The sequence below is a fragment of the Desulfothermus okinawensis JCM 13304 genome (genome assembly GCF_054654515.1).
Window position 1 is genome coordinate 40,484 of the sequence record NZ_BAAIEW010000008.1, and the last position, 14,107, is coordinate 54,590.

At 38.1% G+C, this 14,107-nt stretch carries 14 protein-coding genes; 13 read left to right on the plus strand and 1 reads right to left on the minus strand.

What is annotated here, in order from left to right:
- Nucleotides 1-36 precede the first annotated feature (36 nt).
- The 12 genes from ACYQ0O_RS04540 (at nt 37) to ACYQ0O_RS04595 (ending at nt 12,512) form a co-directional block, all read left to right on the plus strand.
- Entirely contained in the window at nt 37-498 is a 462-nt protein-coding gene (locus tag ACYQ0O_RS04540; RefSeq protein ID WP_459891056.1) for a tRNA (cytidine(34)-2'-O)-methyltransferase, read from the plus strand.
- Entirely contained in the window at nt 498-1,427 is a 930-nt protein-coding gene (cbiB, locus tag ACYQ0O_RS04545) for an adenosylcobinamide-phosphate synthase CbiB (protein ID WP_459891058.1), read from the plus strand. Before ACYQ0O_RS04540 ends, cbiB begins: the two co-directional genes overlap by 1 nt.
- On the plus strand, nt 1,424-2,332 hold the full coding sequence (locus tag ACYQ0O_RS04550) for a cation diffusion facilitator family transporter (protein WP_459891060.1): 909 nt from the start codon (nt 1,424-1,426) through the stop codon (nt 2,330-2,332). Before cbiB ends, ACYQ0O_RS04550 begins: the two co-directional genes overlap by 4 nt.
- A gap of 154 nt (nt 2,333-2,486) precedes the next feature.
- A complete protein-coding gene (gene lysS, locus ACYQ0O_RS04555) occupies nt 2,487-3,983 on the plus strand; it encodes a lysine--tRNA ligase (RefSeq protein ID WP_459891062.1) in 1,497 nt (498 codons plus the stop codon).
- A gap of 12 nt (nt 3,984-3,995) precedes the next feature.
- Entirely contained in the window at nt 3,996-5,222 is a 1,227-nt protein-coding gene (locus ACYQ0O_RS04560; RefSeq protein ID WP_459891064.1) for a lipoprotein-releasing ABC transporter permease subunit, read from the plus strand.
- Complete coding sequence (locus ACYQ0O_RS04565) at nt 5,215-5,889, plus strand: ABC transporter ATP-binding protein (RefSeq protein WP_459891066.1); 675 nt, start codon at nt 5,215-5,217, stop codon at nt 5,887-5,889. Before ACYQ0O_RS04560 ends, ACYQ0O_RS04565 begins: the two co-directional genes overlap by 8 nt.
- On the plus strand, nt 5,886-8,528 hold the full coding sequence (gene bamA / locus ACYQ0O_RS04570) for an outer membrane protein assembly factor BamA (protein ID WP_459891068.1): 2,643 nt from the start codon (nt 5,886-5,888) through the stop codon (nt 8,526-8,528). Before ACYQ0O_RS04565 ends, bamA begins: the two co-directional genes overlap by 4 nt.
- Nucleotides 8,529-8,548: 20 nt before the next feature.
- Nucleotides 8,549-9,076, plus strand: coding sequence for an OmpH/Skp family outer membrane protein (locus tag ACYQ0O_RS04575; protein WP_459891070.1), 528 nt, complete (start codon nt 8,549-8,551; stop codon nt 9,074-9,076).
- A 313-nt stretch (nt 9,077-9,389) separates the two neighbouring features.
- Complete coding sequence (lpxD, locus tag ACYQ0O_RS04580; RefSeq protein ID WP_459891072.1) at nt 9,390-10,430, plus strand: UDP-3-O-(3-hydroxymyristoyl)glucosamine N-acyltransferase; 1,041 nt, start codon at nt 9,390-9,392, stop codon at nt 10,428-10,430.
- Between the two features lie 3 nt (nt 10,431-10,433).
- Nucleotides 10,434-10,886, plus strand: coding sequence for a 3-hydroxyacyl-ACP dehydratase FabZ (fabZ, locus tag ACYQ0O_RS04585; protein WP_075068559.1), 453 nt, complete (start codon nt 10,434-10,436; stop codon nt 10,884-10,886).
- Complete coding sequence (lpxA, locus tag ACYQ0O_RS04590) at nt 10,887-11,678, plus strand: acyl-ACP--UDP-N-acetylglucosamine O-acyltransferase (protein ID WP_459891074.1); 792 nt, start codon at nt 10,887-10,889, stop codon at nt 11,676-11,678.
- A 9-nt stretch (nt 11,679-11,687) separates the two neighbouring features.
- A complete protein-coding gene (locus ACYQ0O_RS04595; RefSeq protein WP_459891076.1) occupies nt 11,688-12,512 on the plus strand; it encodes an LpxI family protein in 825 nt (274 codons plus the stop codon).
- A gap of 1 nt (nt 12,513) precedes the next feature.
- Here ACYQ0O_RS04595 and ACYQ0O_RS04600 read toward each other — a convergent pair whose 3' ends face one another.
- Entirely contained in the window at nt 12,514-12,999 is a 486-nt protein-coding gene (locus tag ACYQ0O_RS04600) for a methylated-DNA--[protein]-cysteine S-methyltransferase (protein ID WP_459891078.1), read from the minus strand.
- A 31-nt stretch (nt 13,000-13,030) separates the two neighbouring features.
- Between ACYQ0O_RS04600 and ACYQ0O_RS04605 the strand changes: the two genes are divergently transcribed.
- Nucleotides 13,031-14,074 carry a rod shape-determining protein gene (locus ACYQ0O_RS04605; protein WP_459891080.1) on the plus strand — a complete coding sequence of 348 codons (1,044 nt, stop codon included), beginning with the start codon at nt 13,031-13,033 and terminating at the stop codon, nt 14,072-14,074.
- Nucleotides 14,075-14,107 lie beyond the last annotated feature (33 nt).

A 14,107-nucleotide genomic window follows, 5' to 3' on the forward strand; every position in this document is an offset into this window, starting at 1 on the left:
TAGCTAATTTTTTTTGCTCTCCTGGAATTTACTCATATGCAGGTAGTATTGTTTGAACCAGAAATTCCTCCAAATACAGGAAATATAGCCCGTCTTTGTGTGGCCACAAACACTCCCCTTCACTTAATTGAGCCCCTTGGTTTTAGCTTAGAAGATAAATATTTAAAAAGGGCAGGACTGGATTATTGGCCCCATCTAAATCTTTCTGTGTGGAAAAGCTGGGATGAATTTTTAGATGCCCTCATGCCTGAGCCAGAAAAATTGGTTTTGACTTCAAAAAGAGCTAAAAAATCAATTTATGAGTTGAGGTTTTCTGGGGATGAATTTTTGGTTTTTGGTCCTGAAACCAGGGGAATACCCGACTATCTTTTAGGGGCATATCCGCATAATGTATCCATTCCAATGTGGGGGAAGACCAGGAGTTTAAACCTCTCTAGCGCAGTTGCCATTTGCGTGTATGAAGCCTACAGACAGATTAAGGGTTGGAGTAAAGTTTAATGGACATCTATTTCTATTTCCTGGCTTTTTTACTGGATTTGATATTTAAAGATTATGAAATATGGCCTCATCCCGTGAGATTTATTGGGAAATTATTGGAGAAATTGGAGAACATTTCCAGGACTCAAACAAAGGTCCCTTTAAGGGTAGCAGGGATTATCTCTTTAATTTTTACCTGTGCTCTGGTTGGAATGTTGGTCTTTTTAGTTACATCACTCCCAGTTATAGGGGTATTATTTATTATATATTTTGCATATGCAGGTCTATCACTTGGTGGTCTTATTGAAAAGGGTAGAGAGGTTTTAGATCTGTGCAAGGAAAATAAAATAAAAGAGGCAAGGGAAAAACTCTCCTATTTGGTTAGTAGGGACACCTCTAATATGGACCATAAAGACATATTAAAGTCCCTTGCAGAGACTCTCAGTGAAAACATAAATGACGGATTTTTTGCTCCATTTTTTTATTTAATTGTAGGTGGCCCTGTCCTCCTTTGGGTTTATAAAACAGTTAGCACAATGGATTCCATGTGGGGATACAAAAATCATAGGTGGAGAGAGCTTGGATGGGCAGGGGCCAGGATGGATGATATTTTTGGTTATATCCCTGCCAGGATAACCTTTTTTTGTCTATTCCTATTTTATGTTATAAAGTCAAGGGATAAAGATTGGTACAAAAAGTTTAAGTTGGCCTTAAGGGATGCCAAAAAAATGGAGAGCCCAAATGGCGGTTTACCCATGGCAGCATGTGGTTGGATATTTGGCTGTGAAATGGGGGGCGAGTTCATATACTTTGGTCGAAAAAAGATAAAGCCCAGGATAGGAGGGATAAAATCCTGGAGTGCAAAGGATATAGAAGGACTCCTGGATTTTCTCTTATGGTGTGGTGTGTTTTCCAGTATACTGTTATTAATTATTAGGGCTATTTTATGAGGAGATTTGCATATTATTCTCTTTTTGCCTCTATTATTACAATATTCATAAAATTTTGGGCCTATTATATAACTTCAAGTATAGGTATTTTGTCAGATGCACTTGAGTCCTTTATAAATTTATTTACAAGTATATTTTTATTGTATTCTGTAATTATCAGTCAGCGTCCCAGTGACAGGAACCATTTGTATGGGCACGGTAAAATAGAGTATTTTTCCAGTGCATTGGAAGGGGGTTTTATCTTAATAGCTGGTCTCGCTATTTTATACAGTAGTGTGAACAGGATAATCAATCCACATGTTATTTCATGCATTGGATATGGGGTTATACTCTCAATTGTTTGTGGAGTAATAAACTTACTAACCTCTCTTTTACTTTTTACAGGTGCAAAAAAATTTAACTCCATCGCCTTGGAAGCAGATGCAAAACACCTTTTAAGTGACGTGCTAAGTTCCATGGGACTTGTCTTTAGCCTTTCAATTATGTATCTAAGCCCAGAAAAATTGTGGTTTGTAGATCCTATTTTGGGTATTTTTATTGGCTTAAATATCTTAAGGATGTCTTATCCCCTATTAAAAAGGTCAATTTCAGGGCTTATGGATAATGCCCTACCAGATAATGAGATGGAGAAGATTAAGTCTATAATAAAAAAGCACAGGAACGATAAGGGGAAATGGCATGGTTTAAAGGCAAGACGGGCAGGTTCAAAAAGATTTATTGAATTTCACCTCTTACTTCCAGGGGGTATGACAGTTAAGGAAAGTCACGATATTTGCTGTGAAATAGAGAAGGATATCCAGAAAGAACTACCAAATTCCCATATTATAATCCATGTGGAACCAGAAGAGGATACAGTCTCATGGGACGGTAAGGTAGTTGGAGGATTGTGTCCTGGGGATGATTGACCATGCCTTGGTTGGTCTCAATTTCCTTGACTGGAGAATCTTTTTAACTTATTAAAGCTTGATTGCTGGATTTTTATTGGCTGGGCCTTATGGGCCATTTTTTAGTGTATGCCAATGGATTTAGTTAATTTTATTTTTATGTAAGGAGTGAAAATTGAACAGTACAGAGCAAAGGAGTAACTTAATAAAACAGAGATTTGAAAAGGCTGAGAGTTTAGAGAAACAAGGTATAAATCTTTTTCCAAATACCTTTAGAAAAAAACAAGACATAATTGAAGTCAAAGAAAATTATGGATCCCTATCAAATGAAGAGTTGGAAAAAGTAGAAGATAAGATTGTGGTAGCTGGAAGAGTTATGTCCATTAGGTCATTTGGTAAGGCCACTTTTGCACATATACAGGATCAATCTGATAGGATCCAGATATTTTTGCAGCAAAAGCAGCTTGGCACTGATGCCTATAAATTTTTCAAAAAATTGGATATTGGTGATATTATTGGGGTTATTGGAAAGCCCTTTTTTACAAAGACAGGTGAGCTAACCCTAAATGTAACCCACTTTGAATTGGTGACTAAATCTTTTCGCCCCTTACCTGAGAAATTTCATGGTTTAAAGGATGTTGAGGTAAGGTATAGACAGAGGTATGTGGATTTGATTGTCAATCCAAAGGCCAGGGAGATATTCAGAACCAGGACCAGGGTCCTTAAGTTGATTAGGGCGTATTTAGACGAAAGGGGATTTATGGAAGTTGAAACTCCTATGATGCAGGTGATCCCAGGGGGGGCAACTGCCAGGCCCTTTGAGACATATCATAATGCCCTTGGTATGAAGCTTTATCTTAGGATTGCCCCTGAACTTTATTTAAAAAGGCTTTTGGTAGGGGGTTTTGAGAAGGTATATGAAATAAACAGGAATTTCAGAAATGAAGGTATATCCACACAACATAATCCAGAGTTTACCATGTTAGAATTCTACATGGCCTATGCAGACTACAATGACCTGTTTAAAGTTACAGAGGAGATGTTTTCTTACCTGGCAGAGGAGATATTGGGCTCTCAAAAGATTATTTACCAGGGAAATGAGATAGACCTCACTCCACCGTGGAACAAGCTTGGGTTTTATGAATCATTGGAAAAGATTGGCGGCCTCTCAAAAGACCAATATCAAGACATTGAAAGTGCAAAAAGGCTGGTTACGAAACTTGGAGAAAATGTAAAAGAATATGATACCCTTGGAAAGCTCCAGACAAAACTCTTTGATCTGTTGGTTGAACCAAAGTTAATACAACCCCACTTTATATACCATTATCCAACAGAGGTGTCACCTCTATCTAGAAGGAATGATAAAGACCCATCAATCACTGACAGATTTGAGCTCTTCATTGCAGGAAGGGAGATGGCAAACGCCTTTTCAGAACTTAATGATCCCAGGGATCAGAAAAAGAGGTTTGAAGAGCAGGCAAAAGAAAAGGCAAAGGGAGAAGAAGAGGCACATTTTATGGATGAAGACTATGTTCGTGCCCTGGAGTATGGGATGCCCCCTGCTGCAGGTGAGGGGATAGGGATCGATAGGCTCGTTATGCTGCTCACAGATTCGCCATCCATAAGGGAAGTTATATTGTTCCCATTACTTAAGCCAGAAAAAGACAAATAAGACCACAAAGATATGTCTTCTTTTGAACTCTTTGTTGCCACGAAATACCTTTTAAGCCGCAGAAAACACAGCTTTATATCTGTGATATCTGTTTTTTCCATAGCAGGTATTGGCCTTGGTGTAGCTGCTCTCATAGTGGTTTTGGGGGTTATGAATGGCTTTTCCAACAATCTTCAGCAAAAGATTTTGGGGGTTAATGCCCATATAATAATAACCAGTATCCAGGGTCCCATAGGAAAGTATAAAGGTCTGTGTCAGAAAATAAAGGGAATTAGCGGTGTAAAGGGGGCTATGCCATTTTTGTATAGCGAGGTCATGGTAAGTTCCCAGAACGGAGTTAAGGGGGTTGTGTTGAGGGGTATTGATCCTCAATCTGCCAGGGATGTCTTGAACCTAAATAAGGACCTGGTATTGGGTTCTGTGGATGATCTATCAGATTCTTCTGTCCCTCCGGTGATTATTGGGAAAGAGCTTGCCTTTAAGCTGGGTTTAGGTATTGGGAGTTTTTTAAATGTGTTAAGTCCCACAGGGGGGACTTCTTCTTTTGGTTTTATGCCCAAGATCAAGGTATTTAAGGTTGTTGGGATATTTGATACTGGAATGTATGAATATGACTCATCTCTAATCTACACCAATATTTCTTCTGCCCAAAAATTGATTGGATTTAAAAAAGACGTGGTAACAGGGATTGAGGTCAGTTTATATGATGTGTACAAGGCCAGAGACATTGCATCTTCTTTAAATAAGACACTTGGCCATAAATTTTTTATCCAGACCTGGATGGATATGAATAAAAACCTGTTTTCTGCCCTAAAGCTTGAGAAATTCGCAATGGGTGTAATCCTGGTCATGATAGTCCTGGTTGGTTCTTTTAGTATCATAACAACACTTTTTATGCTTGTTATGGAAAAGAAAAAGGATATAGCAATTTTAATATCCATGGGTGCAACAAAGGGAGAGATTAAGAGAATTTTTGTCTGGCTGGGAAGTTTGATTGGCCTTGTTGGAACCAGTGTTGGGTATTGTTTTGGGTTGGGAATTGGATATCTCATTGAAAAGTACCAGTTTATAAAATTGCCCAAGGATGTCTATTATCTGGATCACCTTCCAGTTGAATATAGCCCACTGGATCTTGTGACAATAGGGGTTGTGGCAATGCTTCTTTGTTTTTTGGCTACTCTGTATCCAGCTTCCCAGGCATCTAAAGTAGAACCAGCGCAGGTCCTTAGATATGAATGAGTTGTTGTATAAGGTGGAGGGAGTAACTAAAACCATTGTTCTTCCCACTGAGAATCTGACGATCCTAAAAGGAGTAGAACTGGAAATAAAAAGGGGAGAGAGTGTTGCAATTGTGGGGGCCTCAGGGTCTGGGAAGAGTACTTTGTTGCACATACTTGGGGGGTTAGATAAGCCAAGTTCAGGGAGGGTCTTTTTTAAGGGTACAGATTTAACATCAATGGATGAGTCTCAAATGGCCCTGTTTAGAAATAAATACATTGGGTTTGTGTTCCAATTTCATCACTTGCTTGCTGAGTTCAATGTACTGGACAATGTGGCAATGCCAATGATTATAAGGGGGATAGATAAAAAAAAGGCCTATGAGAGGGCTGGTAATGTACTTAGTCTTGTTGGAATGGGTGATAAAAAAAAACAGATGGTAAACACCCTATCAGGGGGTGAGAGGCAACTTGTTGCTGTTGCAAGGTCACTTGTTGGGGAGCCAGAGGTGATACTGGCTGATGAGCCCACTGGAAATTTGGACTTAGAAAATGCAGAAAAAATTGGTGAAATATTTACAAATTTAAATAGGGATATGGGACTTACAATAATCCTGGTTACCCACAATATGGAGCTGGCCCATCTAATGGGACGTGTTCTAAAACTAAAAGATGGGAAAATACAATGAAGAAGATCTTGGGTTTGTTGATAATTTTAAGTGTTTTTCTGGTTAGTTCTGGTTATTGCAAAACAAAGAATATATTGGTCCTGCCCTTTGGATACAATGGATCTTCAAATTATTCTTATTTAATTGAAGACCTCCCAAAACTAATAAAAAGGGAACTGGAAAAAAAGGGTTTTTCTGTTTATCCTTTAAATGATGCAGTGTCCTTATTAAAGAAACAGGGAATTACTGAATTAGATTCTAGCATAGTTAAAGATTTAACCATATTGGCTGGGGCAGATTTTGGATTGTATGGGAGTTTTACTCAAGTAGGTGAAGGATTTAGTATCGATGCAATGGTTGTTGATCCCTATGAACTGGGAGGGACGCGGGCCATTTATATCTCAAAAAACGCCATAATAGATCTTATGTCTGCTGTATCAGAACTGGCTCAAAAGGTGAAAGAGGCTGCGTATCACAAGATGGTGGTAAAAGATATATTGGTAAAGGGAAACAAAGTACTTGGGTCTGATGTTGTATTGATGAGGCTTAAAACCATTAAGGGGAGTGTTTTTAATTTGGAGACAATAGATGAAGATTTAAAAAGGCTTTATAAAACAGGATATTTTGATGATATTTCAGTGGATGTTCAAGACACATCAGATGGTAAAATTGTTACTTTTATTGTTAAAGAAAAGCCAATTATTGGGACAATAATTATAAAAGGTGCAAAAAATATTGATAAAAGCGATATATTGGAAACAATGGATACAAAACCTAAAGGACTTTTGAATTTAAAGGTGCTTAGTTCTGATTTAGAAAAGATAAGGGAATTATACAAGAAAAAGGGATATTATAATGTCAGGATCTCATATGATGTAAAGGATGTGTCTCCTGGTAGGGCTGAGCTAATTTTAAAAATCCATGAAGGTAAGAAACTCTATATAAAGAAAATAACCATAAAAGGAGTGAAACAATTAGATGAAGATGATGTAAAGGATGTACTGGCCTTGAAAACCAGAGGAATTTTTTCTTGGTTAACAGGAAGTGGAGTATTTAAGGAAGAGATGTTAGATAGAGATGTTGCTGCAATTGAGGCTTTTTATGCCAATAAAGGTTTTGTTGATGTAAAAGTAGGTCAGCCAAAGGTTGAATTTAAAAAAGATGGTATTTATATTACATACACTGTAATAGAAGGTATTAGGTATAAAATAGGAGATATAAGTTTTAAGGGAGACCTGATTGTTCCTAAAAAAGACCTCTTAAATCTTATTAAATTAGATGACTTAAAGAAAAAAGATAAATATTTTGACAGGTCTGTGCTCAGAGATGATTCAGAGGCTATTAGAAAATTTTATGCAGATTATGGTTATGCCTATGCAGAAGTAAATGTGGATATTTCACGTAATATAGAGAAAAAAAGGGTAAATGTTATTTTTAATATAATAAAGAGGCAGATGGTATTTATTAACAGGGTGGAAATAGAAGGAAACACCAAGACAAGGGAGAATGTAATCAGGAGATATCTTGCCATCTCTGATGGTGATAGGTTCAGTGCAAAAAAGATCGATTTTTCCAAAGAGATGTTAACAAAATTGGACTATTTTGATGATGTGAATATTGAGACTTCTCCAACGGGCAAAGAGGATGAGATGGATCTTAAGGTAAAAGTCAAGGAGAAAAGTACGGGATTTTTCAGTGCTGGTGCAGGTTATTCCAGTATAGACAAGGTATTTTTTACAGGTAAAGTAACTGAGAGAAATCTCTTTGGTAGGGGATATCAACTTTCATTCCAGGGGAGTTTTGGTGGAACTTCTTCGTATTATTCTTTGAGTTTTTGGAATCCTAACCTCTATGATGGACCACTTGGTATTGGAGTCGATCTCTACAATACTGAGAGGGAATATGACGATTATACCCTGGGGAGGACAGGTGGATCTCTGAGGTTTGGATATTCAATTGGGAGGTTCTCTAGATTCTATTGGAATTTTTCCACAGAAAAATACAAAGTTTATGACATAGACGAATATGCAAGTGACGAGATAAAGGATTTAGAAGGAAGTAACTGGTCAAATTCAGTGTATGGTGCATTAGTTAGAGACTCAACCAATAGGAGCTTTAATCCCACAAAGGGAAGCTTAAATAAGATCTCTTTAGAGTATTCTGGTGGAATACTTGGGGGTGATGACAACTTTATAAAATTTGGCTATGAGTTTGGCTATCACAAAGATATTTGGTGGAAACTTGTATTTAATTTCCACTATGAAATGGGCATGGTATTTGAGAACAGTGGAGAAGATGTGCCAGATTTTGAGAGATATTATCTTGGTGGGTTAAACAGCGTGAGAGGTTATGATTATAGAGACATTTCCTGCAAAGACAGTGAAGGAAATGATGTTGGAGGATATAAGACCTATTTTACAAATGTGGAACTGACATTTCCCCTGAAAGAAGATATTGGGCTTATAGGTCTGGTATTTTTTGATGCTGGAAATGTCTGGGACAAAAATGAGATGTTTGATCTAGACCTCTACAAAAGTGTTGGTGTGGGTATTAGGTGGAATTCTCCAATGGGTCCCTTAAGGTTGGAATATGGATATCCCCTGGATAATTTAAAAGATAATAAGGGAAAATTTGAGTTTTCTGTAGGAACATTTTTTTAAATAAACAAAGGAGGAGTGATATGAGAAAGGTATTAATGTGGGTTTTAATGTTGTCTTTTGTATGGGCAAATATTGGATTTTGTGAAAACTATAAAATAGGTGTAGTGGATTTACAATATGTGTTGGAAAAATGTGAAGCTGGAAAGGCAGCAATAGCAAAGTTGCAGACAGAGTTTAAAAGTTTGAAGGAAAAACTGGATAAGAAAAAGGCTGCAATTGATAAGCTTAGGCAACAACTTGACAAACAGCGTCTTATGTTAACCCAGGAGGCACAAATTGACAAGGAACTGGAATATAAACAAAAGGTCCAGGAATTTAAGACATTGTATTCAACATATCAACAAAAGATGCAGATTAAGGAACGTCAGCTAAGGGAACCAATAGTAAAAGAGCTTGAAAAAGTATTAAAGCAGTATGGTAAAGAGAAAAATTTTACTTTAATAATAGATAAGAGAAATAGTGGTGTGGTTTACAATAGCCCCAAAATCGAAATTACCAAAGAGGTCATAGTTAAGTTTAATCAGGCCTGGAGGGCCAGGAAAAAATAGATTATGCCTATTTCTTTAGCTCTGTTTATTGATTGGGTTATGGATCAAGTGATTAGTGATTAGTGAATAGTGAAAGGTAGAAGGTAGAAGGGCGAAGGTTGTATGTGAAAGTGTGAGTGTATGTGTGTGTATGGAAGTTACAGACCACAGAGACAGATCACAGCAAAGAAGGATGAAGAGTACTAAAACGTTGAACCTTGAACTTTGAACTTTAGACACCCACAGACACAGATAACATACACAGACACATCAAAAGCTTGAGACTTCGGAGTTAGAGGAATAAGCAGAAAATAGATTTTATAGGGGCGCTTTTATGAAATACAGACTTAGCCAGCTGGCTGCCCTCTTAAAAAGGGAATTTATTGGCGAAGATGTGGAAATTTTGGGTTGCAACACCTTGATGGATGCCAGGGAATGGGAGATTTCTTTTTTGGCCAATCCAAAATATGCAAAATATCTCAAATCTACCAGGGCTGGTGCTGTTATTGTGGACCATAGTTACAAAGATAGTGTCAAAAATAGTATTATAAGTGACAATCCTTATCTGGACTTTGCAAAGGTTGTATCCCTGTTTGCAAAGGAGCAGGGAGAGTTTCATGGAATCAGCGAATTCTCTTATGTCCATGAGGATGCTGTAGTTGGGGAAGGGGTTACCATATATCCTTATGTATACATTGGTCCCAGGGCTAGAATTGGCAAAAGCACTAAAATTTTTCCCGGGGTCTATATAGGTGAAGACGTTTCAATTGGCGAAGAATGTATCATTTACCCCAATGTTGTAATAATGGGTGGGTGTGAAATAGGAAATAGGGTAATTTTACATCCAGGTGTTGTAATAGGAGCAGATGGTTTTGGATTTGCCTTGGGTGATGAAGGCAGGGAGAAATTCCCACAAATTGGCAAAGTAGTAATTGAAGATGATGTGGAGGTGGGAGCCAACTCAACTATTGACAGGGCAGCTTTGGGAGAGACAAAAGTAGGCAGAGGGACTAAAATAGATAATCAGGTACAGATTGGCCATAATGTGAAAGTGGGTGCAAACTCTGTTATAGTTGCCCAGGTGGGGATTGCTGGATCAACAACCATTGGTAACAATGTGATACTTGCAGGACAAGTGGGTATTGTTGGCCACGTAAATATCACAGATGGAGTTATTATTGGCGCTAAATCTGGGGTTTCAAAGGACATAAAAAAGAAGGGGATTTATAGTGGAGCACCTATTATGGAACATACAAGGTTTTTAAGGACATGTTCCACTATCCAGAAACTTCCAGATATGTATAAGGAAATTCGATATTTAAGGAATAAGATAGAATCATTGGAAAAACAGGTAAAAAAGGAACAGGACAGGTAAGTTATGGGAAAATCATTTATGGATATAAGGAAAATTATGGATCTACTGCCCCATAGGTTCCCCTTTTTATTAGTAGATAGGGTAATTGAGTTTGAAAAGGGCAAATCTTTGGTGGCAGTTAAGAATGTGACAATAAATGAACCATATTTTCAGGGACATTTTCCAGACTACCCTGTTATGCCAGGGGTACTTATAGTAGAGGCAATGGCCCAAACAGGAGGAATCTTAACTATAAACAGCATGGATAATGTTCCAGAAGGAAAGATATTTTTGTTTAGTGGTATAGAAAAGGTGAGATTTAGAAGACCAGTGTACCCAGGGGACCAGCTTATTTTAAAGGCATTTTATATAAAGCACAAATTAAATATATGGAAGATGAAAGCAGAGGCATGGGTTGGGGATACATTAACAACTGATGGTATTCTCACAGCGGCCCTAGTTCACAGGGAGGTGTAAATGGCAACAGAGATCCATAAAACAGCAGTTGTGGATGCAGGAGCAGACATTGGTCAAGGTGTATACATTGGACCATACGTAGTTGTTGAAGGAGAAGTGGAAATTGGTGATGGCTGCAGGATAGAACCCTTTGCCCAAATCAAGAAATATACCAAAATTGGAAAAAATAATCACATTCATTCATATGCATGCATTGGAGGTCCTCCCCAAGACTTGAAGTTTAAAGGAGAAAAGAGCTATTTAATTATAGGTGATGATAACTGCATAAGAGAATATGTGACCCTAAATAGGGGAACAGAAGAGGGTGGAGGAGTAACAAAGATTGGTTCAAGGTGTCTTATTATGGCATATGCCCATGTGGCCCATGATTGTATCCTTGGTGATGAGGTAATAATGGCCAATGCAGCTTCATTGGCTGGGCACGTTATAATAGAAGATGGTGCCATATTGGGAGGGCTCACAGCGGTTCATCAATTTGTTAGAATTGGTAAATACGCATATATTGGCGGCATGACAGGGGTTGCCCAGGACGTACCTCCTTATACACTTATTGCAGGTGAAAGGGGGAGTATGCGCGGGCTCAATTTAGTTGGACTTCGGAGAAGAGGTTTTTCTTCTGAAGATATAAAAAGACTAAAAAAGGCATATAAGATACTTTGGAGAGAAGGGTTGAGACAAGAAGAAGCCATTGAAAAGATTCAACTGGAATTTGGAGAAGATGACAAGGTCATGGAGATGATAAATTTTGTAAAAAAAAGTGAAAGAGGGGTGGTTCCCCCGGTGAAAAAATAAAGTAGCTCTATGTCTAATAAAATTGGTGTTATTGCAGGAGAAGGAGAATTTCCTTTTTTGGTGACCCAGGGTATAAAGGACCTGGGGAAGGAGCCTTGTGTGGTTGCAATAAAAGGACACACAAGGGAGGAGATATCTGCACTCACTGAAAATATCTTATGGATACATTTGGGGCAGCTGGGAAAGTTAATAAATTTTTTTAAAAAAAATGCAGTGGATGAAATAGTATTTGCAGGTGCTGTGAATAAACCCAAGGCATTAAATATTAGACCTGATTTTCGGGCAGCGAAATTACTCTTAAAACTTAAATCCCATTCAGACAATGCCCTTTTAGAGGCAGTGGTAGATGAGCTTTCAGGTGAAGGTTTTGCTGTGATTTCTCCTACAAAATATGTTCCTTCTCTTATGGCCCCTAAGGGAATATTGACAAAGAGAAGGCCAAATAAAAGGGAAGTAAAAGATATAAAATATGGTTGGCCCATTGCAAAGAGGCTTGGAGAGATGGACATTGGGCAGACAATAGTGGTAAAAGATAAGATGGTAGTGGCAGTAGAGGCTATGGAGGGGACAAACAACACAATACTCAGGGCAGGTTCTTTAGTAAGAGAAGGATTAGTGGTAATAAAGATTTTTAAACCCAATCAGAGCCCTGTGGTTGATCAACCCAGTGTGGGTTTAAAGACCATTGAAGTGATGAAGGAAGCAGGGGCCACTGTACTTGTTATAGAAGCTGAGAGGAGTCTTTTTTTTGAAAAGGAAAGGGCGATTTCACTGGCAAATGAGACTGGAATCTCCATAGTGGGGATTTTAGACGGACCAGATGAATTAGATTGATTTATTTGATAAAACCAATTTGTTCATGAGAGAGTAATATCTGTTTTATTTTTATACCAGATGAAAATCCTCCTATCTGGTTGTTCTTTTTAAGTACCCTATGACATGGGATTATAATGGGCCAGGGGTTTTTGTTTAATGCACCGCCAACTGCCCTTTGCCCCTTTTTCAAATCAATTAATTGTGCAAGTTTTTGATATGATATTGATTGTCCGAATCTTGTGTTTTTAAATAGTGTTATATAAACCCTTTTTTGAAAGGGGGTTACTATATCCCAATTTAAGGGTGGCAGGTTTTTGGGGTGTTTTTTTTGGATGAAGTATTTAGTAAAAAAATCAAGGGCCCCTTTGCCAATATCTGATTCTATAGATGGGGTTAAATTGGGGTGGTAGTTAATCTTTGATAGTACTATCTTTAAAATAAGATTTTTTTCTGTTATTAGTTCAATTTTTAAGGGCGGGAAAAATAAGGTTTCTGTTTTCTTCATAAAAAATAAATTACTTAGAGAGAACTTAGTTATGAACAGAATAATTGACAAAATTTTAGGTATTTTTTCAAACGACCTTGCAATTGATTTAGGTACTGCCAATACCCTTGTCTATGTAAAGGGAAAGGGAGTAGTTGTCAACGAACCTTCAGTAGTTGCTGTAAAAAAGGACAAAAAGGGAAACAACAAGGTTGTTGCAGTTGGTGATGAGGCAAAGAGAATGCTGGGAAGGACTCCAGGAAATATCGTTGCCATAAGACCTATGAAAGATGGAGTTATTGCTGATTTTGAAATAACAGAGGCAATGCTTAGATATTTTATCTCCCAGGTCCACAATAGCAGGAGACTGGTAAGACCTCGGATAGTGATTTGCGTTCCCACAGGTATTACCCAGGTGGAGATGAGGGCAGTAAAAGAATCTGCGCAAAGTGCTGGTGCCAGGGAGGTGTATTTAATTGAAGAGCCCATGGCAGCTGCCATAGGAGCAAAGCTTCCCATTACTGAACCAACAGCAAATATGGTGGTGGATATTGGGGGAGGTACAACAGAGGTAGCAGTTATATCTCTTGCAGGGATTGTATACAGCAAGTCTGTGCGGGTTGGGGGAGATAAGATGGATGAGGCTATACTCCACTACATTAAGAGGAAATACAATATGTTGATTGGCCTTGGAATAGCCGAGAGGATAAAAAAACAGATTGGTTCCGCATATCCAGGGCAATATGATTCTGAAAAAATGATTGTTAAAGGTAGGGACTTAGTTTCTGGGATTCCTCAACAGGTTGAAGTCTCAGCCCCTGAGATTCGCGAAGCCATTTTAGAAGAGGTAAATACAATAGTTCAGGCTGTTAGGATAACATTAGAGCAGACACCTCCAGAACTTGCTGCTGATATTGTGGACAGGGGGATTGTGTTAACAGGTGGCGGAGCCCTTTTAAAAGGGCTAAATAAACTGCTTATGGAAGAGACTGAACTCCCCATAACAATTGTAGATGATCCTCTGACTGCAGTAGTTATGGGATCTGGCATGGTTTTAGATAATTTAGATATACTAAAAGAAGTAACAATAGACTAGATTTAAGAGTACTATATGGGGTATGTGTAAAAG